This window comes from Mesorhizobium hunchu (assembly GCF_040081975.1).
GTDB lineage: Bacteria > Pseudomonadota > Alphaproteobacteria > Rhizobiales > Rhizobiaceae > Mesorhizobium > Mesorhizobium hunchu.
Window position 1 is genome coordinate 282,219 of record NZ_JBEBMG010000005.1, and the last position, 21,147, is coordinate 303,365.

18 protein-coding genes are annotated in these 21,147 nt (G+C 63.7%); 9 read left to right on the plus strand and 9 right to left on the minus strand.

The features are described from left to right. Nucleotides 1–29 precede the first annotated feature (29 nt). Nucleotides 30–1,247: a GNAT family N-acetyltransferase gene (locus ABMA46_RS11690; RefSeq protein ID WP_348999526.1), complete on the plus strand. Its 1,218-nt coding sequence runs from the start codon at nt 30–32 to the stop codon at nt 1,245–1,247. On the opposite strand, the gene ABMA46_RS11695 is transcribed toward ABMA46_RS11690, so the two are convergent. Continuing rightward, a complete protein-coding gene (locus tag ABMA46_RS11695) occupies nt 1,238–3,490 on the minus strand; it encodes a GumC family protein (RefSeq protein ID WP_348999527.1) in 2,253 nt (750 codons plus the stop codon). The genes ABMA46_RS11690 and ABMA46_RS11695 overlap by 10 nt on opposite strands. 216 nt (nt 3,491–3,706) lie before the next feature. Between ABMA46_RS11695 and ABMA46_RS11700 the strand changes: the two genes are divergently transcribed. The 4 genes from ABMA46_RS11700 to ABMA46_RS11715 all read left to right on the plus strand — a co-directional run bounded on the left by ABMA46_RS11700 (nt 3,707) and on the right by ABMA46_RS11715 (nt 8,296). Continuing rightward, nucleotides 3,707–4,276 carry a polysaccharide biosynthesis/export family protein gene (locus ABMA46_RS11700; RefSeq protein ID WP_348999528.1) on the plus strand — a complete coding sequence of 190 codons (570 nt, stop codon included), beginning with the start codon at nt 3,707–3,709 and terminating at the stop codon, nt 4,274–4,276. Between the two features lie 7 nt (nt 4,277–4,283). After that, nucleotides 4,284–5,414: a glycosyltransferase family 4 protein gene (locus ABMA46_RS11705; RefSeq protein WP_348999529.1), complete on the plus strand. Its 1,131-nt coding sequence runs from the start codon at nt 4,284–4,286 to the stop codon at nt 5,412–5,414. Between the two features lie 96 nt (nt 5,415–5,510). Then, nucleotides 5,511–7,043: an undecaprenyl-phosphate glucose phosphotransferase gene (locus ABMA46_RS11710; protein WP_348999530.1), complete on the plus strand. Its 1,533-nt coding sequence runs from the start codon at nt 5,511–5,513 to the stop codon at nt 7,041–7,043. Next, nucleotides 7,040–8,296, plus strand: coding sequence for an O-antigen ligase family protein (locus ABMA46_RS11715; RefSeq protein WP_348999531.1), 1,257 nt, complete (start codon nt 7,040–7,042; stop codon nt 8,294–8,296). The genes ABMA46_RS11710 and ABMA46_RS11715 overlap by 4 nt, the downstream gene beginning before the upstream one ends. Before the next feature lies 1 nt (nt 8,297). Here the strand turns inward: ABMA46_RS11715 and ABMA46_RS11720 are convergent, their stop codons facing one another. Beyond that, nucleotides 8,298–8,975 carry a TetR/AcrR family transcriptional regulator gene (locus ABMA46_RS11720; protein WP_348999532.1) on the minus strand — a complete coding sequence of 226 codons (678 nt, stop codon included), beginning with the start codon at nt 8,973–8,975 and terminating at the stop codon, nt 8,298–8,300. A 230-nt stretch (nt 8,976–9,205) separates the two neighbouring features. Here ABMA46_RS11720 and ABMA46_RS11725 point away from each other — a divergent pair, with 230 nt between their 5' ends. Further along, nucleotides 9,206–9,538, plus strand: coding sequence for a winged helix-turn-helix transcriptional regulator (locus ABMA46_RS11725; RefSeq protein WP_348999638.1), 333 nt, complete (start codon nt 9,206–9,208; stop codon nt 9,536–9,538). Nucleotides 9,539–9,637: 99 nt separating this feature from the next. Here the strand turns inward: ABMA46_RS11725 and parC are convergent, their stop codons facing one another. Next, nucleotides 9,638–11,908, minus strand: coding sequence for a DNA topoisomerase IV subunit A (parC, locus tag ABMA46_RS11730; RefSeq protein WP_348999533.1), 2,271 nt, complete (start codon nt 11,906–11,908; stop codon nt 9,638–9,640). Nucleotides 11,909–12,230: 322 nt separating this feature from the next. On the opposite strand from parC, the gene ABMA46_RS11735 reads away from it, so the two are divergent. Further along, a complete protein-coding gene (locus tag ABMA46_RS11735) occupies nt 12,231–13,424 on the plus strand; it encodes a hypothetical protein (protein WP_348999534.1) in 1,194 nt (397 codons plus the stop codon). An 88-nt stretch (nt 13,425–13,512) separates the two neighbouring features. Here the strand turns inward: ABMA46_RS11735 and ABMA46_RS11740 are convergent, their stop codons facing one another. Next, nucleotides 13,513–14,043, minus strand: coding sequence for a GNAT family N-acetyltransferase (locus tag ABMA46_RS11740; protein ID WP_348999535.1), 531 nt, complete (start codon nt 14,041–14,043; stop codon nt 13,513–13,515). Nucleotides 14,044–14,275: 232 nt separating this feature from the next. On the opposite strand from ABMA46_RS11740, the gene rirA reads away from it, so the two are divergent. Then, nucleotides 14,276–14,734 (plus strand): iron-responsive transcriptional regulator RirA, encoded by a 459-nt coding sequence (gene rirA / locus ABMA46_RS11745; RefSeq protein ID WP_348999537.1) that lies wholly within the window; start codon nt 14,276–14,278, stop codon nt 14,732–14,734. A 34-nt stretch (nt 14,735–14,768) separates the two neighbouring features. Here the strand turns inward: rirA and ABMA46_RS11750 are convergent, their stop codons facing one another. The 5 genes from ABMA46_RS11750 to hemP are packed head-to-tail and all read right to left on the minus strand — an operon-like array spanning nt 14,769 to nt 18,858. Next, nucleotides 14,769–15,560 carry a heme ABC transporter ATP-binding protein gene (locus tag ABMA46_RS11750; protein ID WP_348999538.1) on the minus strand — a complete coding sequence of 264 codons (792 nt, stop codon included), beginning with the start codon at nt 15,558–15,560 and terminating at the stop codon, nt 14,769–14,771. Nucleotides 15,561–15,567: 7 nt separating this feature from the next. Then, nucleotides 15,568–16,662 (minus strand): FecCD family ABC transporter permease, encoded by a 1,095-nt coding sequence (locus ABMA46_RS11755; protein ID WP_348999539.1) that lies wholly within the window; start codon nt 16,660–16,662, stop codon nt 15,568–15,570. Between the two features lie 14 nt (nt 16,663–16,676). Then, nucleotides 16,677–17,561, minus strand: coding sequence for a heme/hemin ABC transporter substrate-binding protein (locus tag ABMA46_RS11760; protein WP_348999540.1), 885 nt, complete (start codon nt 17,559–17,561; stop codon nt 16,677–16,679). An 11-nt stretch (nt 17,562–17,572) separates the two neighbouring features. Continuing rightward, entirely contained in the window at nt 17,573–18,631 is a 1,059-nt protein-coding gene (locus ABMA46_RS11765) for a hemin-degrading factor (RefSeq protein ID WP_348999541.1), read from the minus strand. Between the two features lie 20 nt (nt 18,632–18,651). After that, nucleotides 18,652–18,858 (minus strand): hemin uptake protein HemP, encoded by a 207-nt coding sequence (hemP, locus tag ABMA46_RS11770; protein WP_348999542.1) that lies wholly within the window; start codon nt 18,856–18,858, stop codon nt 18,652–18,654. 196 nt (nt 18,859–19,054) lie between these two features. On the opposite strand from hemP, the gene ABMA46_RS11775 reads away from it, so the two are divergent. Then, nucleotides 19,055–21,121: a TonB-dependent receptor domain-containing protein gene (locus ABMA46_RS11775; protein WP_348999543.1), complete on the plus strand. Its 2,067-nt coding sequence runs from the start codon at nt 19,055–19,057 to the stop codon at nt 21,119–21,121. Nucleotides 21,122–21,147 lie beyond the last annotated feature (26 nt).

Genomic DNA, 21,147 nt, shown 5'->3' on the forward strand with positions numbered 1-21,147 from the left:
GGGTGGCGAGATCAGATCAAGGACGAACGATGGCTGACGCGACCGCGTCGATGGACGGCAACGGCCGTGCAGCCGCCATGCCGGCGCAGCGCGTGTCGACCGGCCATGCCGCCACGGCGGTCGTCGTCTCCGAGGCATCCGCCGACGCCCTTGCCAAATACGCAGCCTTCTGCGGGCAGGCGCTCCATGCGCCCGCGCAGGGTGCGCACTGGGCCAGGCATTGGACGAGGAGCGTCAATGCCGATGCGCTTATCGCCACGCTGAGCGTCGATCAGAAACCTGTCCTTGCGCTTGCGCTGGAAGTCGTGCGCGCCGGGCCTTTCCGTATCGCCCGCTTCATGGGCGGGCGCCACGCCAACGGCAATTTCAGCGCAGCGGATCGGGCATGGCTCGGCAAGGCCGATTGCGCCGCCATCCGCTCGCTGTTCGACGCCATCGCAGCGGCACGTCCCGATATCGACGTGCTGGCACTGCAGCGGCTGGCGTCCGAGCTGGATGGCGCACCCAATCCTTTCATGGCGCTCTCCGGCTTCACCAGCCCGAACGTATCGCTCGCGGCAGACCTGGACGGCGGTTTCGACGCCGTGCTCGATCGCGCCAGCGGCAGGCGCAAGCGCAAGAAGCACCGCTCTCAGATCCGCAAATTCGAGGCCGCGGGCGGCTTCCGCCGCGTAGAGGCAACGACGCTGGAGCAGGTCGGCGCTTTTCTCGACGCCTTCTTTTCCATGAAGGAGCAGCGTCTGCGCCGAATGGGTATCACGGATGCTTTTCGTGACCCTGACGTGCGCAGGTTTTTCCATTCGCTCTTCACCGATGCCTTGCACCGACAGCCGCCGTCCTTCGTCCTGCACGGGCTGGAGGTGGACGGCAGGCTCAGGGCTGTTACAGGCACCAGCGTATGCGGCGATCGCCTGATCTGCGAATTCGCCGCGATCTCCGAGGACGAACTGACCCCGGCCAGTCCCGGCGAGTTCCTGTTCTTCGGCAATATCGAGGAAGCCTGCGCGCGAGGATTCCGTCTCTACGATTTTTCCGTGGGAGACGAACGCTACAAGCGGGAATGGTGCAACCTGGAGACGCGCCACCGTGACGTGTTGGTGCCGCTGACGACGAAGGGGCGGGTCCTGGCTCTCACCCTTCATGGCTGCGCTCGCGTCACGGCACTCGTCAAGAACAGCCCGGTGGTCTGGCGACTGACCAAGGCCCTGCGCCGCAAGGCGGCCGGCAAGTCCTGCGCTCAGGAGTGACGCGCCGCGCGCTGCTCCTCATGCCGCCGATCACCCTTCATCGGTGTTCCCGGCCTGTCGTGCCCGACCGGCGTCACCAACGTCACGTCGGCGTAGCCCGCCTCGATGAGGCCCGCCGTCGTTTGCGTCACGACGTCGTCCGGTTCGATCATGCTGACGAAGATCTCGCTGCCCTGACTGGCGACGCGGCCGATCCCCCGGGAGTCGGTGGGGCCGCATTCGACGATGACGAGATCATAGGCCGTGGTCAGCGAACGCATGATGATAGGTAACCGGTCGGCCCCGCGCATGGCTCGCACGGGATCGGCCGTTCCCACAGGGATGACGTGGCAGTCCGAATAGCGATCCGGATGAATGACGTCGGAAAATTGCGACTCGGAACTGAGAAGATTGGTGATTCCCGGGAAAAGCCCGCTCTCCAGCATCGGCCTCGAGGCCGCACCGGATGCAGTCAGGTCCAGCAGCAGTACGCGCAGTCCGGCATCGGAAACCGATCGCGCCACCAGAACCGAGCTGGCGGCGGCCTCGTCGCCTTCTGGCGAGACGAAGATGGCGCGTGAGGCTCCCGACTCGATCAGCTTCGCGGCTGCGCTGGCGATATCGATTTCCCCGATCCGCGAGGCGATAGCTTCCTCAGTATCTTCCGCCTCCTCGACGTCCGCGGGCCGCAACACCGGATCGGCCATTGCAACGGCAACCGGCTCGGAGATGACCTTCGCTTCGGGTTGCGGCTCGGGCTCGCGTTCGGGCTGCGGTTCGGGTTCGGGCGCAGGTTCGGGTTCCGGCTGGACCTGCGCTACCGGCATCTCCACTTCCCGCACCGTTTCGAGCGCCCTGCCCGGCGCCGGTCGCATGGCCCTGCCGGAAAAGAGTTCCCTCAACAGGGTAATGACGCTCATAGCGAGCAGCGAGGCGATGAAGGCGGCCGAGACGATCGGCACGATCTTGGGGAAATACGGCTCTGCCGGCGTGACGGCGCGCGAGAAGATGCGCGCATCCACCGGCAGGTAGTTGCGGTCCTCGCGCGAGGACGCTTCGCGATAGCGGGTCATATAGGATTCGAGCAGTTGCCGTTGTGCTGTGGCCTCCCGCTCGAGCGCGTTCAGTTCGACCTGCTTCTCGCCGGCGTCTGCCGACTGGGCCTTCAACTGATTCAGGTCGGCGGAAATCTGGTTCTCGCGCGCCTGCGCCGTCTGCGCCTGCGATGTCAGGCTTGCCAGCACTTTCTCGGCCTCGGCCCTGATCTGGCTGTCGAGATCGGCGAGTTGGGAACGCAGGGAGCGCAGGCGCGGATGGTTGTCCAGAAGCGTGGTCGACAGGTCGGCAATCTCGTTGCGCAACTGAACGCGCCGCTCGCGCAGCCTCTGGATGAGGTTGGACGACAGCACTTCAGGAAGCGCATCCAGCGAACCACCGCTCTTCAAGGCTGCGCGAACGCTCGCGGCCGTCGCCTCCGCCGCCGCCCTGCTGGCGCGCACACGCGAAAGCTCGCTCGACATCTCGGAAAGCTGCTGCGTGGCCAGGATCGAATTGTTCTGCCCGATCAGCAGGCCGGACTGCGCCCTGTAGGCCGCGACCTTGGCTTCGGCGTCCTTCACGCGTTTCGACAGGTCGGCGATCTCGGGCGCAAGCCAGTCGGTGGCGGCGGAGTTCGATTCCAGCTTGGCGTGACCCTGGGCTGCGATATAGGCATCGGCAATCGCGTTCGGGATTTCGGCGGCGAGGCGTGGATCGTTCGAGGAGAATTCGATGACGATGACGCGCGAGCCCTCGACGCGATAGACCGACAGCTTCTCGCGCATCACCTTGAGGACGCGCTCCTCGACCGGAATCTCGTTCGGGTCGCTCATCAATCCTGCGATGACGAGCAGATGTGACGGCAAGGTCATCCTCAGCGCCGGGTCGAACTCCCGCAGCTTCGCCAGCCCGAGCTTGTCGGCCACCTGCTTCAATATATCCGTCGAGGAAATGACCTGCACCTGGCTGGTCACGCCCTCTTCGTCGAGAATAGGCCGGTCCGCGTCGGCACCCGTATCGGGACGGGTGAAAACGGATTCGCGCGTCTCGATCAGCAGGCGCGTCTCGGCCTTGTATTTCGGCTTGACCATCCACGTGAACGCCAGCGCCAAGCCGGTCACGACCAGGGCAATGACAAGGATTCTCAGCCAGTTCCTCGCGATGCTGGCGAAGAGCTGCCTCAGGTCGACATCGAGATCGGCGGCCGTGGTCGGTGCTGCGGACATGCAACTGCTTCCGTTTCGGGTTGCCCGCACCGTAAACAATTATGGTAACTCACCCGTTAAGAGCGCTGTCGTGCTCCAGGCGCGTCTTCCCGCAGGAATTCGCGCACTTCGAAGCCTCGCCCGACATGCATCCTTTACCGGCCATTAACCCTAACAGGACGATAACGGCGTCGATCCTCCATCCGTGTAACGCGGCGAGTCGAAGGGTAACGACCGGTGACGAGAAGACGCTCCATTCTGCTTTCCAGCATCTTTCTTGCCGTGTCGGTGGCAAACGGATGCTCCAGCTATCGTCCCGCACCCGCAGCATTCCATGAGGTGCTCAACCAGCCGTACAGACTCGGCGCCGGCGACCGCATCCGCGTCACGGTCTTCGAGCAGGACGGCCTGACCAACACCTACAGCGTCGACCAGTCCGGCTACATCTCCTTCCCGCTGGTCGGAGCCATTCCGGCCCGCGGGCACACCGCGCAGCAACTCGAAAGCGAAATCGCCGCGAAGCTTCGGCAAGGCTATCTGCGGGACCCGGACGTATCGGTCGAGATCGACCGGTACCGACCCATCTTCGTCATGGGCGAAGTCGGCGCGGCCGGCCAGTATTCCTATGTGCCGGGCCTGACCGTGCAGAAGGCGATAGCGATCGCCGGCGGCTACTCGCCGCGCGCCAACCAGGAAAGCGTGGATATCACCCGCGACATCAACGGCAAGGTCATGACGGGGCGCGTGGTGACGTCCGACCCGCTGATGCCGGGCGACACCGTCTACGTTCGCGAACGCCTGTTCTGACCGCCACGTGGCCGGCAAGCTCCGAATCGTCCACTGTTTCCGGTCGCCCGTCGGCGGGATTTTCCGCCATGTGCGCGATCTGACCGACGCACAGGTGGCGGCCGGCCATTCGGTCGGCATCGTGTGCGACTCCACGACAGGCGGAGAATACGAGGAGCGACTGTTCGACCAGATGCAGGGCAAGCTCGCGCTCGGCGTGCAGCGTACGCCCATGCAGCGCCACATCGGCCCCGGCGACCTCGCCTCGGCCTGGCGCAGCTACAGGATCATCAAGGAATTGCAGCCGGACGTCATCCATGGCCACGGCGCCAAGGGAGGCGCCTATGCGCGCCTGTTCGGCTCACTGTTGCGGGTTTCAAGGTCTCGCGTGGCCCGCCTTTATTCGCCGCATGGCGGCAGCCTGCACTATGACGAGAACACGCTGACCGGAAAGCTGTTCTTCGCGCTGGAGCGCAACATGGCGCGCTTCACCGACTGCCTGCTGTTCGTGTCCGACTATGAGCGCAGGACGTATCGCAGGAAGGTGGGAGAGCCGCCGATCCCCAACGTCCTTGTCTATAACGGGCTGCGGGCAGCGGAATTCGAGCCGGTGCCTGAAGCAGCCGACGCAGCCGATCTCCTCTACATCGGCATGATGCGCGACCTGAAGGGACCGGATCTGTTCATCGACGCCTTCGCCAGGGCCGAGACGGCGCTCGGCCAGCGACTGAGCGCGGTCATGGTCGGAGCCGGCGAGGACCTGCCGCGCTACGAGGCCGAAGTGGAACGCCTCGGCCTTGCCGACAGAATCCGCTTCCTGCCGCCGATGCCAGCGCGCGCGGCCTTCGCCCTCGCCCGGCTGGTGGTGGTGCCCTCGCGCGCCGAGGCGATGCCCTATATCGTGCTGGAAACGCTCGCCGCCGGCAAACCGATGATCGCCACGGCCGTTGGTGGGATCCCCGAAATCTTCGGTTCCGGATCGCCTGCGCTCGTGAACGCCGACGCCGACGCGATCGCCGGCAAGATGCGGGAAGCCCTTTCCGACCTGGCAGCCTACAAAAACTTGATGCCCGACATGACCACCCTCAAGGCACGCTTCGGGGCGGACGTGATGGCGGCGGAAATCGAGCAGGCGTATTTCGCTGCCTGCCGAAAATAGCACCCTGCGCGGGTCAGGCCGTTCCAAAGCGACAAGCCTTTTCAAGTCTTTCTTAGCTCTCTTCTGATAGGCGTCGGCGGTATTCGCGGACAGGTCATGAACGAGATCGACCCAGCTCATCGCTTTTCCGCGGCTGTGCGCAAGCTGCAGCCGACGGAAGAGGACGCCAAGCCGAGCGGCATCAACGATGTCGCGCGTCAGGTCGCCGCGCAATACCGTCGCGACACCATGTCCCCGGTCATGGTCAGCGGCACGGTACGACTGCTGGAATTCGCGCTGCTGTTCCTGTCGGGCATCGCCGTCTATTGCTGGTTCCTCGGCTTCTTCGACATTCTGGCATGGGAGTACCCCGCCGCGATGGCAGGCGCTTCGCTGCTGGCGGTGATCCTGCTCGACATCTTCGACCAGTATCAGATCGCCGCCCTGATGCGCCCGATGCGGAATGTCGGCCGCATCCTTCTCATCTGGTCGGGCACCTTCGCGCTGATGGCGCTGACGGCCTTCTTCCTGAAGATGTCGGCGACCTATTCCCGCGTTCTGTTCGCGACGTGGTTCGTTGCCGGTTTCGTGTTGATCGTCGGCTTCCGGCTCATCCTGTCCACGCTTTTGCGTCGCTGGGCGCGCGACGGACGCATGGAACGGCGCGCGGTGATCGTGGGCGGCGGCAAGGCGGCCGAAGCGCTGATCCGCTCGGTCGAGAAACAACCCTACAACGACATCCGCATCTGCGGCATCTTCGACGACCGCGACGACAGCCGCTCCCCGCCGATCGTGGCGGGCTATCCCAAGCTTGGCACCGTGTCGGAACTGATCACGTTCGCACGCATCGCGCGCATCGACATGCTGATCGTGTCGCTGCCCATCACGGCGGAGCAGCGTGTGCTGCAACTCCTGAAGAAGCTGTGGGTGCTGCCGGTGGACATCCGTCTGTCGGCCCACTCCAACGCTTTGCAGTTTCGCCCCCGTTCCTATTCCTACATCGGCTCGGTGCCGATGCTCGACATCTTCGACAAGCCCATCAACGACTGGGATTCGGTCGCCAAGCGCGCCTTCGACATCGTCTTCTCGCTGGTCGGCATCATCTTGTTCTCGCCGGTGATGATCGCGACCGCCATCGCCATCAAGCTCGATTCGAAGGGACCGGTGCTGTTCAAGCAGAAGCGGCACGGCTTCAATAACGAGGAGATCGAGGTCTACAAGTTCCGCTCCATGTATACGGACCAGTCCGACCCTACGGCCAAACGGACCGTCACCAAGAACGATCCCCGTGTGACCCGCGTCGGCCGCATCATCCGCAAGACCTCGATCGACGAGCTTCCGCAGTTCTTCAACGCGCTGTTCGGCTCGCTCTCGCTCGTCGGCCCCCGTCCGCACGCGGTGGCGGCACAGTCGCACAACCTTCTCTACAACGAAGTGGTGGACGGCTATTTCGCGCGCCACAAGGTCAAGCCCGGCGTGACCGGCTGGGCGCAAATCAACGGCTGGCGCGGCGAGATGGACACCAACGAGAAGATCCGCATGCGCACCGAATACGACCTCTACTACATAGAGAACTGGTCGATGCTGTTCGATCTCAAGATCCTGCTGCTGACGCCCGTTCGCCTGCTCGATACGGAAAACGCCTATTGAGCGCCGTCACGCATGACCTGCCGCCGGCCGCCGTCAACGCCAAGCTGATCGGCCTGATCACCTCAGGCGCCGTCTTCCTCGGCATCTTCCTGTCGGGCTTCGTCATCGACGAGCCCGCGCCTTACGACCTCTACATGACCGGGCTTATCGCGGTCTGGGCGCTGTTCGGCCTCAGAATCTCGCGGGCAGTCTCGCCGCTTCTGGTGCTGCTGGTGCTGTTCAACATCGGCGGGCTGATCGCGATGACGCAGATGGAAGACCTGATGGACACGCCGCTCTATCTGTCCGTGTCCCTTTTCCTTGCCTTCACCGCCGTCTTCTTCGCCGCCGTGGTGGAAGCGAAGCCGGATATCTATCGCCTGATCTTCATGGCCTATGTGGCCTCGGCGGTGCTGACGTCGGTCGCCGGCATCGCCGGCTATTTCCATCTGTTTCCCGGCGCGGCGATCTTCACCAAATACGAGCGCGCCGCCGGCGTGTTCCAGGATCCGAACGTGTTCGGCCCGTTCCTGGCGCTGCCCGGCATCTACCTGCTCTACCTGCTGCTTACCGGCCCGGTGTCGCGTATGCCGCTGATCGCCATGCCGCTGCTCATCATCGTCGGCGGCATCTTCCTGTCCTTCTCGCGCGGCGCCTGGGGCCTGTTTGCCGTGGCCGCGATCCTGCTGACGGGCGCGCTTTTCCTGCAGAGCCGCAGCGGCATGTTCCGCCTGCGCATCGTCGTCATGACGATCGCCGCGCTCGTGCTGCTGATAGCGGCCATGCTGGTGATCCTGCAGATACCGGGCGTCGCCGATATGTTCACCAACCGCGCCAAGCTGGCGCAGGACTACGATTCGGCACGCCTCGGCCGCTTTGCCCGCTACGGCATAGGCTTCGCGCTGGCGCTGGAGAAGCCGCTCGGCATCGGGCCGCTGGTGTTCGGCCAGATCTACGGCGAAGACACGCATGACATCTGGCTGAAGGCGCTGATGGATTATGGCTGGCTCGGCTTCGTCAGCTACCTGACGCTGACCGTCTGGACGGTCGCGGCCGGCTTTCGCCTGCTGCTGCGCGACCGGCCGTGGCAACCCTATGTGCTGTGCGCCTATGTCGTCTATCTCGGCCATATCGGCCTAGGGACCGTGATCGACACCGACCATTGGCGCCATATGTACCTGCTGTTCGGCCTGATATGGAGCGGCATCGCGCTCGAATACCGCTACCAGCGCGGCCGCCTGCGATTGCCGGTTGCAGGCGCGACGGCGCGATAGCCTATTTCGCGCCGCCCGCCGATGCTCCGGCCGGACGCAGCATGCCCTCGAGCGCAGCCCTGAGAAGCACTTCGAGCTTCTCGTAAGAAATGCCGAGTGCCGGCAGGTCGTTGAGCGCCATGCCGTGGATGATCGCCATCAGTGCCGGCACGACGGTGTCGAGGTCGACGACGGGATCGATCTCGCCGCGCGCCTTGGCCTTGCCGAGATAGTTCCCGAACATCGCCTGCACTTGATCCATATTGGCGCGACACATCGATTCGACGGCGCAGTTGCGCATGGCCTCGGCGCAGATCTGCGCGAACAGCGGCGCGGCGTTCGTCTCGTGCACGAAACGGATATGCGTCATGGCGCCGGCCACCATGCCCTCGATCACGTCGGGATTGCTGAGCACCGCCTGGAAGACGCGCGCGTCCTCGCGCCTGTCGGCGGCGCAGATGGCCTCGATGATGGCTTCCTTGGAGGGAAAGTAGCGGTACAGGGCGCCGGGGCTCATGTCCGCCTGCGCGCAGATCTCCTGCATGGACGCGCCCTGGAAGCCGGAACGGACGAAACAGGCCTTCGCGGCCTCCAGAACGCGCTGGGTCTGCTGGTCCCTGCGCTCAGCGCGCGTCATCGCGGGACAGGCATCGGCCTCGGGATCGATGAGAGCGGAGATATTGCCAAACCGGCTTTGCATTGCTATCCAACTAATGAGAACGTTCATTCTCGAATTATGCGAGTGATCATTCGCGGTCAAGCCGGTGCGACGAAATGATTCGCCGGCCGAACTAAGGGATCGGCGTGTTGCCGGGGGCATGCACGCCGACGAGATGGCTATCCATGAACATGACTTCAATCTCCTCCGCAAACGCTGCCGACAAGTCCGCCAACGACTGCGAGGCGCCCTACGTCACCTTTCTCGAGGCGATGCGGCCGCTGACGGGCAAGTGGAAGATCGAGATCCTCTGGGTGCTGGCGCAACGCACACGCCGGTTCGGCGAGTTGCGCCGCTCTCTGCCCGGCATCACCCAGCACATGCTGTCGCTGCGGCTGCGCGAGCTGGAGGCGGACGGGCTGGTGACACGCACCGTCTATGCCGAGAACGTGCCGCGGGTCGAATACGAGATCAGCGAAGCCGTTCACGGGCTGAAGCCGGTGTTCCAGGCGGTGATCGGCTGGTCGGAGCAGTACGGACCGCTGGCGCGGCGGCGTGGTTCCCCGGACCAGGAAGCCGACGGCGAGACCGGAATCGCGGCCTGAAGGGTCGCTAGCGGCAACGGACCGGAAGTCAGCCGACAGTTCCGGCATCTTCACCATCGAGGCGGAACAAGCAGGCGGACCTGCGTCAGCGGCGCGGTCTCACCCGAACTTGCCTGTCTTCGGGAAACCCTTCGGCACCATCCGGCCGGCTGCGGCGCGCGCACCGATCCATTCGGCAAGCTCTGCCTGGCTGCGGTTAAAGGTCCTGTCGGCCGAATCCTGCCACGACAGGCCCTCGGCCATCGTGAACGTCTTCAGGTCCAGCACGCCACCGTCCTTGTATTTCTGGAGGCGAACGCCCTTGCCACGCGTCATCTCGGGGATTTCGGCGAGCGGGAAGACCAGCATCTTGCGGTTCTCGCCGACGATCGCCGCGTGATCGCCGCTCACCGGAATGCAGGTCTTGGCCTCGTCCGGCGCCTTCACGTTCATAACCTGCTTGCCCTTGCGGGTATTGGCCACGACCTCGCTTTCCGGCACCACGAAGCCGTTGCCCTGATGAGAGACGACGAGCAGCCTGCGGTCTGCGGCGTGCACGAAGGCGGTAACGATGTCCTGGTCGTTCTCCATGTCGACGATGATGCGGATCGGCTCGCCGTGGCCGCGCCCGCCGGGCAGCCTGTCGGCGCCGATTGTGTAGAACTTGCCGCCGGTGGTGAAGACGAGGATCTTGTCCGTGGTCTGCGCGGGAAAGGCCAGCTTGAGCGCGTCGCCCTCCTTGAAGGTCAGCGTCGAATAGTCGGACAGATGGCCTTTCATCGCCCTCAGCCAGCCTTTTTCCGACACGATCACCGTCACCGGCTCGCGCTCGATCATGGCATGGTGAATGTCGGTCAGGTCGTGTTCGGGCGCCTCGGCGAACCGGGTGCGGCGCTTGCCGACCTCGGTGTCCGGTCCGAATCTTTTGCGAAGCTCGGCGATCTCCCACTTGATGGTGGACCACTGCTTGGTCTCGGAACCAAGCAGCGCCTCGATCTGCTTCTTTTCCTCGGTGAGGGCGTCGAATTCCTTGCGGATTTCGAATTCCTCGAGCTTGCGCAGGTTGCGCAGGCGCATGTTCAGGATGGATTCGGCCTGCAGGTCGGTGAGGTCCCAGCGGGCCATCATCACCTGCTTGGGCTCGTCCTCTTCGCGGATGATACGGATCACCTCGTCAATGTTGAGGTAGGCGATCAGGTAGCCGCCGAGGATTTCCAGCCGGCGTTCGATCTCGGCCAGCCGGTGCTTCGAGCGGCGGACCAGCACGTCGCGGCGATGGTCGAGCCATTCCTTCAATACGTCCCGCAACGACAGCACGTTCGGCACCTTGCCGCGCGAGAGCACGTTCATGTTGAGCGGGAAACGGCTTTCGAGCTCGGTGAGCTTGAAGAGCGATTCCATCAGGATGCCGGGATCGACGGTGCGGCTCTTCGGCACCAGCACGACGCGGATGTCTTCGGCGCTCTCGTCGCGGATATCCTCTAGCAGCGGCAACCTGCGCGCCAGGAGTAGTTCGGCGGTCTTCTCGATCAGCCGCGATTTCTGCACGCCATAAGGGATTTCGGTGACGACGAGCACCCAGGTTCCCCTGCCCTGGTCCTCCTGATGCCACTTCGCGCGTACGCGAAAACCGCCGCGGCCGGTCTCGTAGGCGTCGAGGATGGACGCACGGCTATCGACGATGATGCCGCCGGTCGGGAAATCCGGACCCTGGACCAGCCCGTCCTCGTCGCTGCGGGACATCAGGTCGGCGGTCGCAGCCTGCGGACGATCGATCAGCAGCAGCGCGGCGGTCAGCAGTTCGGCGGCGTTGTGCGGCGGGATGGAGGTTGCCATGCCGACCGCGATGCCGGACGAGCCGTTGGCGAGCAGGTTCGGGAACGCGCCCGGCAGCACCGACGGCTCCTCGTCCTCCTCGTTGTAGGTCGGGCGGAAATCCACCGCGTCTTCGGTGATGCCGGCGAGCAGTTCCACCGCCACGTCGGTCATGCGCGCCTCGGTGTAGCGCATGGCGGCGGCGTTATCGCCGTCGATGTTGCCGAAATTGCCCTGCCCGTCGACCAGCGGGTAGCGCATCGAAAAGTCCTGCGCGAGGCGCACCAGTGCGTCGTAGATCGACTGGTCGCCGTGCGGGTGGAACTTGCCCATCACCTCGCCGACGATGCGCGCGCATTTGGCGAATCCCTGGTCGGGATTGAGGCGCAGCAGGCGCATGGCGTGCATGATGCGGCGATGCACGGGCTTCAGCCCGTCGCGCACGTCCGGCAGGGCGCGGTGCATGATGGTCGACAGCGCGTAGGCGAGATAGCGCTCTTCGAGCGCCTTCTTCAGATCGACCGGCTCGATGTTGTCGTCGCCGCCATTGTCAGGCGGCAAAAGGCTTTTTCCCATGGCTTGGCACTACCGAATCCGCTGATTCGCGGCAAGCGCCGAGCGTTCTTTTCACATGGAAGCGATGGCCGTGGCCGATCTCCTGCGCGCCGGCATGAAGCCGTTACAGGACAGCGCTAGAGGGGATTTCCGGAAGACTGAAAACGCGCCGGCGTTTCGAACGACACATGACCCGCTTTCCCGATCAGGCGAACATATTTGCCTTTTGGCGAAAATTTCGATCAATGTGCCCGCGGCACGCCTTTTTGCGGTCCGGTTTGTCGCGGACACGTGAACGGCACGGGGTATCACAGCAGTTTTTAAGCCTTATCAGGAGCATGCGATGACCACTCACCGCTCAACCTTCCACAAGCTTGCCGTTTCCGCGTTTCTCTTGACCGCATCGCTCGGCTCCGCCTGGGCGCAGGATACGAGCGCCGTCGCCAACCGGATGAAGGCCCTGCTCGCCAACCAGGGCATGGAGCTTGCCTGGACCGGCATCTCCGGCGACGCATCGAGCATGGTGCTCGAAGGCGTGTCGGTGAAGGCGGCCGGGGAGAAGGACGGGCTGCCGGTCGGCAACGTGACCCTGGAGGGCGTCGAGGAAGCCGATGGCGGCTACACGATCGATACCGTTTCGACCCAGCCCTTCTCGCACGCAGAGGACGGCGTAACCCTCGAAGCCAGCCCCTTCGTCATGCATGATCTGACGCTGCCGGCCGAAAACAGCAGCGATCCGATGGCGTCGCTGATGCTCTACAAGTCCGCCGAACTGGACAGCCTGACGGTCAAGGCAGGCGGCAAGGACGCCTTCACAATGAACGATTTCGCCGTCGAGATCACGCCGCCCGCCGATGGCAAGGCGATGGAATTCAGCGGCGGCGTGGACAAGTTCACCGGCGATCTCAGCCTCGTGGACGATCCCAAGTCGAAAGCCGTCATCGAAGCCCTGGGGTATCAGACCGTCTCCGGAAACATGGAGATAGCAGGGTCCTGGCAGCCCGCCGACGGCAAGATGGAGCTTTCGAAATACGACGTGACGGTCGACAATGCCGGTACCTTCGGCATGACCTTCGATATCAGCGGCTACACGCTCGATTTCGTGAAATCCGTGCAGGACCTGCAGAAGAAGATGACGGCTCAGCCGGAAGGCGCCGACAAATCGGCCCAAGGCATGGCCATGCTCGGCCTGATGCAGCAGTTGAGCTTCAATGGCGCCTCGATCCGCTTCGACGACGATTCCCTGACGAACAAGATCCTGGACTATGTCGCCAAGCAGCAGGGCATGTCGGCCAAGGACATTGCCAACCAGGCCAAGGCGATCGTGCCGTTCGGCATGGCGCAGCTCAACAACCCCGATCTGACCGCCCAGGCCAGCGCGGCGGTCAACACCTATCTCGACAATCCGAAGAGCATCGAAATTCGGGCTGAGCCGTCCTCGCCGGTTCCTTTCGCCACGATCATGGCCGGCGCCATGTCGAACCCGGCGAACCTGACCAAGACGCTCGGCGTATCGGTCAAGGCCAACGAAGACTGAGGATCGACCAGGATCGAGGCGCAGAAAAAAGCAGCCGCGCTTACCAGGAGCGCGGCTGCCTTTGCAGCGGAACTACGAGCGGATAACTTCAGGCCGTCATGGGCTGGTGGCGAACCATGTGGGTATCTATCAACTGGCGCGGAGGGAAGAGCTCGATGACGCCGACCGCCTCGCCGTCCTCAAATGTCAGCCGCGCCTCGTGCTTGCGCGCCAGTGCCTTCATCGCCCTGTTGTCGGGATGTGTGGTGACCAGAAGCCGCGCATAGCCGAACCCCTTCGCCTGCTCGACAAGACGGTCGAACAGCCTGCCGCCGATGCCGCGATGCTGCAGCGGCCGCTCGACGCTGAAGGCGATCTCGGCGCTCGGTTCCGTCTGGTCGGCGCGCTCATGAAGCTCGGCCGCGCCAAGCACCCGCTCGCCCTCGACATAGCCGATGACAGTGGCCCCTTGCGCGAACGAGCGCTCGACATAACCGGCGATGAAGATATCGTCGACATAGCCGTTGAAGCGGTCGCGCCTGCTCTCGGAGTCAAGCCGAAGCAGGTGGTCACGAAAGCGGGGCATGTCCGACGGCCTGAGCTGGCGGATCATGCCGAAACTGGAAATTTCAGGGCTCATGTCGCACTCCTCGCGGGGTCCTCCCCGAGTCTGCGCTCGACACGACGTATATTGTGCGATGCAGCATCGATTGCAACATGCGATTTCGGCATGAAAGCAATGCGAAATCGAAACGAATGCACGGTCCGCGCCGGAAAAGTTGAAGCGGGAATTCATATTTCAGGCAATCCAGTCTGGAATTGTTCCAGACTATGGGCCATATTCATGAGATTCAGAGAGAGGTGAGGCACTCATGCGGCTCACGCGTCAAACCAACTACGCCATGCGCATCCTCATGTATTGCGCGGCGAACCAGGACCGGCTGAGCCGCATCCCCGAGATCGCGGCCGCCTACTCGGTATCCGAACTGTTTCTGTTCAAGATTCTCCAGCCGCTGGTCGAAAACGGCCTGGTCGAGACCGTGCGTGGCCGCAATGGCGGCGTGAAACTCGGCAAGCCGGCGCAAGAGATCAGCCTGTTCGACGTGGTGCGCGTCACCGAGGAAAGCTTCGCCATGGCGGAGTGCTTCGAGAGCGATACCGAATGCCCGCTGGTCGATAGCTGCGCGCTCAATTCAGCCCTGCGCGAAGCGCTCAACGCCTTCTTCGAGGTACTCGGCCGCCACACCATCGCCGATCTGGTGGCCGAGCGCCCGGACATGCGCGGCCTGCTCGGCATCGATCAGTTGACCGCCCGCCAGCCCGCCGCCTGAAACGGCGGGCACAAGCTATTTCTCCGAATTCTTCTCAGGAAAGCGCCGACTGCGGCAGCACGAACGGCATCGGACCCAGCGGGACGGCGCCGACTTTCAGACGGCAGCCGAACACCTTTTCCAGCATCGAATCGTTGATGACGTCCTGCGGCAAGCCTGCGGCAGCCAGCCCACCGGCATGCAGCATATAGATCCGCTCAGCGTAGAGCGCCGCAAGGTTGAGGTCGTGCAGAATGGCCACCACCCCGCCGCCGCGCCTGGCGAAGTCGCGCGCAATGTCCATGATGCCGAGTTGATGCCTGATATCGAGGCTGGAGACGGGCTCGTCGAGGAGCAGGTAGCGTGGTCGCCCCTCCAGCACCGGCGCCCACACCTGGCACAATACTCGCGCGAGCTGAACGCGCTGCTGCTCGCCGCCTGACAGTTCCTGGTAGAAGCGCGCGCCGAATCCGTCGAGATCGACCTTCGACAGCGCCCGCTCCGGCAGGCGTCCCTCCTCGCCGGCCAACGCGCCCGAACGGCCTCCCAGGAGACCGAGCCTGACCACTTCGCGCACGGTGAAGGGAAAGCTCAATGTCGTCGCCTGCGGCAGCACTGCCCGCGCGGTCGCCGCTTCCACCGGCTTCATATCGGCGAGGGAGCGGCCGTTGAAGGCGATGCGGCCGGAAAAGCCGAGATCGCCCGACAGCGCCTTCAGCAAGGTGCTCTTGCCCGAACCGTTCGGCCCGACGATGGCCACGACCTCGCCCGGCCGCGCTTCGAAGTCGACTCCTGAGATGATCCGCTTTGCGCCGATGGAAACGGCAACGTCGCGCGCCTCGATCATGATCACCTCACAGATCGAGCACGCCGCGCCGGCGCAGCAGGATCCACAGGAAGAACGGACCGCCGACCGCCGCGGTCACGATTCCGATGGGCAGTTCGGCCGGAGCGACGATCGTGCGGCTGATCGCATCGGCGACGAGCAGCGCCGACGCGCCCAGCAATGCCGAGGCCGGCAACAGGTAGCGGTTGTCGGGGCCGATGAGCAGCCTGAGCAGATGCGGCACCACGATGCCGATGAAGCCGATGCCGCCGCTGACGGCCACGGACGCACCGACGGCGGCCGAGACAGCGACGATCGAGACGTATTTCAGGCGCTGGACCGGCACGCCGAGATGGCCGGCGGTCGGCTCGCCGAGCGCCAGCGCGTTCAGGCCCCGCGCAAGGAACGGCGTCGCGGCCAGCGCAACGACCATGATCGGCGCGGCCGCGCCGATCTTCTGCCAGGTCGCGCCGGCCAGCGAGCCCAGGCCCCAGAACGTCAGGTCGCGCAGTTGCCGATCGTCGGCTAGGTAGATCAGCACGCCGGAAAAAGCGCCCGTCATGGCCGCGAGCGCGATGCCGGCCAGCAGCATGGTGGCGATAGAGGTCTGGCCGCGCCGCGTGGCGACGCGATACAGGATAAAGGTCGTGACCAGCCCGCCGAAGAAGGCCGCCAGCGGCAGCGCGTAGATGCCCAGCGGCGCAAGCACAGGCCCGAGCACCGTTGCGCCGAGAACGATCACGACGATCGCGCCGAGCCCCGCGCCGGCGGAGACGCCGATCAGGCCCGGATCCGCGAGCGGGTTGCGGAACAACCCCTGCATGACGGCTCCCGAGACCGCCAGCGAGGCGCCGACCAGCGTGCCGAGCAGGATTCGCGGCAGGCGGATATCCTGGATGATGATGCGGTCGCGCGCACTCACCGCATCAGCGAAACCGCCCGTCAGCCAGTGGTAGATAAGGTCGAGCGCGGAGGCGTTCGAGGCGCCCGTCCCGAGTCCGGCCAGCATGGTCGCGGCAAGCAGCAGGCCAAGCAGCACGATGGCAAACCGCGCCCGCGCGGAGCGGTCGCCGGCGGCGGCATCGGAATCGGTCGGCGACATGGCGACGGGCTGTACGGCCATTTTCAAGGCTCGATTCAGTCGGCGGCCTTGTCGCCATAGAGCGCCTTCGACAGGTCGCTTATGGCGTCGGCGGTGCGCGGCCCGTAGCCAAGCAGATAACCGCCGTCCATGCGGATCACCCTGCGGGCCTGTCCGGCCGGCGTCTGGCTGATGGCGGCATTTCCGAACAGATCGTCGTCCGACACGCCGGGACCGGCATGGTCCATCATCAGGATGACATCGGGCGCGGCGGTGACGATCGCCTCGTCCGAAAGCTGCTTGTATCCGGAAAACCCTTCGATCGCGTTGGCCGCGCCGGCCAGCGTGACGATACCGTCGGCCCCGGTATGCGCGCCCGCCGCCATGATCTTGCCGCCCTGCATCGACAGTATGAACAGAACCCGTTTCTTCCTGTCGATGCCTGCCGTGCGCGCCTCGGCTGCCTTCAGCTTGGCTTGCGTCTCGGCGGCGAGCGCAGCGGCCTTGTCTTCGACGCCCAGCGCCTTGCCGACCACGCGTATCCTTTCGAGAATGCCCTCGTTGTCGTAGGTCTCCGGCACCTCGACATAGGGAACGCTCGCCTTTTTCAGCACGTCCACCGCTTCCTTCGGGCCGCTGCCCTGCAAGGCGATGATGCCGGTGGGATCGACCGACAGGACGCCCTCCGGCGAAAGCGCGCGCATATAGCCCACGTCCGGCAGCGCCTTGGCGGCTTCCGGATAGGTGCCGGTCGAATCGCGCGCGACCAAATGCTTTTGTTCACCCAACGCAAAGACAATCTCGGTCACGGCGCCGCCGATGGCGACGACCCGCGACGTGTCGGGAAGAACCGTCGCATCCTCCGCGACGGCGGGCCGCGCGACCGCGGCCAGCGCCAACCCGAACGCGGCCAGTCGCGCCGTTTTCAGCCATGCAGACATGTCTTACCTCTTCAGGCGGCCGTCGAGGCCGGAAGCCGCGGCATGTTTTCGGCCAGGAAGCGCCAGTCGGCGCGCTCCACCTCGCCTTCGTGGCGCTGACCGAAGAACTGGATGATGAGGTTTCCGTCCGCCCCGTAAGCTTCGAGCGACGTGACGTGACCGTCCCTGGTGGGCTTGCGCACCGCCCAGACCTCGCGGATGTGGTCCATCCTCAGATGCAGGTGGAAGGTCTCGTCGAGCACGTTGAGCCACGGCCCCATCGGCTTGATCGACTGCACCGGCCCCGAATGGATCTGCACGCAGCCGCGGCTGCCGACGAAGCACATGATCGGGAGGCCGTCACGGGCGACGTGGTTGAACATCGCGGCGACGGCGTCGGTGTCGAGCTGCCAGGCATAGTCCTGGCCGACCATCCGCATCGCCTGCTGGCGGTCCAACTTCAGCGTGCGCAACATGCCGAAGAACTGGTGGACGTCGGTCAGCTTGCTCCAGCGGTCGCGCAGATCGTCGGCGCTGACTGAAGGAGCCGCTTCCGGCGCCCCTGCCGCATCGTCTTCGGCGAGAGCGACGGACGGTTGCTGGTCGACGGCTTCCAGCGAGGCCACGAGCTTCTGGTAGGCGTAGAGATTGGACGTGGGGCGCAGATGCACCTTGTGCACGGCCTCGCCTCTCGCATCGAAGAATTGCAGGCTGCGGCGGATTTCGTCGCCATCGCGCTTTTCGACGGCGAAGCCGTGCGCCCATGCCTTCGGGAAGATGCGCAGGTCGATCTGCTCGCCTAGCACGAGCGCATTGTTGTCGCCGGTGACGACCTTGTCGTAGATGCCGATCTTCTCATGAACCGCGCTTTCGTTGCGGGTCAGCGCCATCACCTCGCCGACCGCCTCGAGCCCGGTCAGGAGATCGTTGACCCGCGGCTCCACGCGCCGGACGCCTTCGCCGCAATGCGCGGCCACCAGGTCCGCCTCGGTGATGCCGAGACTGGCGGCCAGGTCGCGCTCGCGCATCTTCGGATTGTCGATGCGCGCACGCCTGATTTCGTGCGGCGTGGGTTTCACCCGCTGGTCCATATGCCCTCTCCCGGACGCGATTACTTGTTGAGGATGAGCTTGCCCTGGCGGGTGATCTTGAGCCGGTAGAGCGCACCATGATGCTCGATGCCGATCTCATGCTCGCCCTGGAACAGGGAATTGGAGGAAAGCGTGCGCACCGAAAGCGGGATGCGCTCCACCCTGACGGGCGAAGAATCCACGCTGCGGGTACGGTAGCGGAAGCTGTCAGGGTTGTACGTGTTCATGAGGTTCACTCCTGCTCTTTCGCCGCTCAAATCGAGAGGCTGGTGAAGTCCCGATTCATTCTTGACTCGAAATATCATGTTTATTAGTCAGTGCAATACCGGACTAAATGAGTCAACATTTAAGATGCCGGATCGAGACAAAAATGCGAGCGAGCCCCGCGCCAGCCAGCATGCAACCTGATGCTGGAGTTGGACCATGGGCTTGGTGGGGCGAAATGTGGCTGTTCTCGTGAGTGGAGCGGCCCTGGCGGCACTTCTGGCGAGCGGAGCGGCCTACGCGCAGGAAACGCAAACGCAAGACACAAAAAAGCAGGATGAAACGCTTCTTCAGCGCATCCTCATAGGTATTGCCAAAGGAACGGCACCCGAAGACGTGCCTGCCGCCGTCAGCACGGTAAGTGGTCAGGAACTCGACACATTTGGGCGCGGCAAGATCGATGACGTCCTTCGCTCGACTCCTGGAACGTTCACCAGTACCAATCCTCAGCAGCCGGGCGTCGCCGTCAATATCCGTGGCTTCGAGGGATCGGGCCGCGTCAACTCGATGATCGACGGCGTACGGCAGAACTTCCGTTTCACTGGTCACGAGGCCGCCGGATTCACCTATGTCGACCCGAATTTTCTTGCGGGCATCGACATCGCGCGGGGCGCGGTTTCGACCACAGGCGGCGGTGGCCTGGCCGGATCAGTTAATTTCCGGACCATTGGGGTCGACGATGTCATCCGCGAAGGACAGAAATTCGGCCTTTTGGGCAGGATGACCGCCGGAACCAACGGATACGGCTTCGGCGGCATGGTCGCGGGCGGCATGAAGGAAGGCGCCGTAGGGGTCGTCGGCGGACTCGGCTGGCGCAATTCCAGCGACTACAAGAACGGCGATGGCGACGTTGTCACCGGCACAGGACAGGAGTTGCAATCAGGCTTGGCGAAGATCGACTTCGGCCTCGGCGAAGACCAGCAGCTTTCGCTCGGCGGCCTCATCTACCACAACGACTTCTTTGCGAACTCCTATTACCAGACCCTCGAGAACCGTACGTTCACAGCCAATTATCATTATGATCCGTCGAACAACGACCTCGTCGACCTCAAGATCAACGGCTACTACAACAACCTCGATATGGAATACGATACCAACGCTTCAGGCGGCGGATCGTCGGCGGGACGCACAATCAACGACACTGGCCTTGGCTTCGACGTGTCCAACACCTCGGTTTTCAACTGGGGCGATGTCGCCGTGCAGTCGGTCAACGGCGTCGAGTATTTTCATGATGACGTCACCTCCAGGAACAGCGGCGTCAATCCGGCGAAAGGGAAAAGCTTTACGGGCGGTGTATTCACCGAAAACACGTTCACCTACGGTCAATTCGATCTGATCGGCGCGTTGCGTTATGATTTTTATGGTCTCAATGGCCATGCTGATGCCGGCGACGACTCCATAGGCGAATACACCGTCGATCAGTCCAAGGGGTATCTCGATCCCAAGATCACGCTGGCCTACAACCCGGTTCAGTGGCTGCAGCCCTATGTCACCTACTCGCGCTCTATGCGCGCACCGACCATTCAAGAAACGATGGTCGGCGGCGATCATCCGGGAAGTACCTCGGTCTCGTTCGAGCCCAATCCTACACTGGCCCCCGAAAAGCAGCAGGGATGGGAAGTCGGCCTCAACGTCAAGCAGAAGGACGTCTTCACCGGTGGCGACTCCCTGAAGGCGAAGATCGATTATTACGACATGGCAGTCGAGGACTACATAGCCGCTCGCTACAACCTCGCAGTCGGATCATTCGGGCGCTTTCAGTTCATGAATTTGCCCGGAACCACCCATCAGAGAGGCGTGGAGCTCTCAGCCGACTACGACATGGGCTATGTTTTCGGCGGGGTGGCATATACGCATACCAATACCGACCTGCCGAGTGAGCAGCCCGGCTTGGGTGCGCTGAGCTATTTGCCGGACGATATCCTGACGGTCACGCTTGGAGCTAGGTTCCTCGAGGAAAAGCTGACGGTCGGCACGCGCATCAACTACGTGTCGAATGGCTGGACCAATGTCGGCAACGAGCCCGATTCGACATCGACGCCCATCAATGTCGAGACAGACGGCTACACGCTGGTGGACCTGTTTGCGAACTACAAGGTCAACGACAACATCGACATCGCCTTCCGCGTGACCAATCTCTTCGACAAGCAGTACACCCCCGCCCTTACCACATACGGGTCCGGGCAGGGCCGGACTTTCTATGCTTCGACCCAATTCCAGTTCTGAGAACGCAGCGGCAACGGAGAACGACG

What these genes read in the sequence shown, in the direction of transcription:
- ABMA46_RS11765 (WP_348999541.1), bottom strand. Translation starts at nt 18,631, where the DNA reads ATGGACCAGCGGGTGAAACCCACGCCGCACGAAATCAGGCGTGCGCGC.
- ABMA46_RS11740 (WP_348999535.1), bottom strand. Translation starts at nt 14,043, where the DNA reads ATGAGCCCTGAAATTTCCAGTTTCGGCATGATCCGCCAGCTCAGGCCG.
- ABMA46_RS11690 (WP_348999526.1), top strand. Translation starts at nt 30, where the DNA reads ATGGCTGACGCGACCGCGTCGATGGACGGCAACGGCCGTGCAGCCGCC.
- rirA (WP_348999537.1), top strand. Translation starts at nt 14,276, where the DNA reads ATGCGGCTCACGCGTCAAACCAACTACGCCATGCGCATCCTCATGTAT.
- ABMA46_RS11695 (WP_348999527.1), bottom strand. Translation starts at nt 3,490, where the DNA reads ATGTCCGCAGCACCGACCACGGCCGCCGATCTCGATGTCGACCTGAGG.
- ABMA46_RS11735 (WP_348999534.1), top strand. Translation starts at nt 12,231, where the DNA reads ATGACCACTCACCGCTCAACCTTCCACAAGCTTGCCGTTTCCGCGTTT.
- ABMA46_RS11775 (WP_348999543.1), top strand. Translation starts at nt 19,055, where the DNA reads ATGGGCTTGGTGGGGCGAAATGTGGCTGTTCTCGTGAGTGGAGCGGCC.
- ABMA46_RS11760 (WP_348999540.1), bottom strand. Translation starts at nt 17,561, where the DNA reads ATGTCTGCATGGCTGAAAACGGCGCGACTGGCCGCGTTCGGGTTGGCG.
- ABMA46_RS11750 (WP_348999538.1), bottom strand. Translation starts at nt 15,560, where the DNA reads ATGATCGAGGCGCGCGACGTTGCCGTTTCCATCGGCGCAAAGCGGATC.
- ABMA46_RS11725 (WP_348999638.1), top strand. Translation starts at nt 9,206, where the DNA reads ATGCGGCCGCTGACGGGCAAGTGGAAGATCGAGATCCTCTGGGTGCTG.
- ABMA46_RS11755 (WP_348999539.1), bottom strand. Translation starts at nt 16,662, where the DNA reads ATGGCCGTACAGCCCGTCGCCATGTCGCCGACCGATTCCGATGCCGCC.
- ABMA46_RS11720 (WP_348999532.1), bottom strand. Translation starts at nt 8,975, where the DNA reads ATGCAAAGCCGGTTTGGCAATATCTCCGCTCTCATCGATCCCGAGGCC.
- hemP (WP_348999542.1), bottom strand. Translation starts at nt 18,858, where the DNA reads ATGAACACGTACAACCCTGACAGCTTCCGCTACCGTACCCGCAGCGTG.
- ABMA46_RS11710 (WP_348999530.1), top strand. Translation starts at nt 5,511, where the DNA reads ATGAACGAGATCGACCCAGCTCATCGCTTTTCCGCGGCTGTGCGCAAG.
- parC (WP_348999533.1), bottom strand. Translation starts at nt 11,908, where the DNA reads ATGGGAAAAAGCCTTTTGCCGCCTGACAATGGCGGCGACGACAACATC.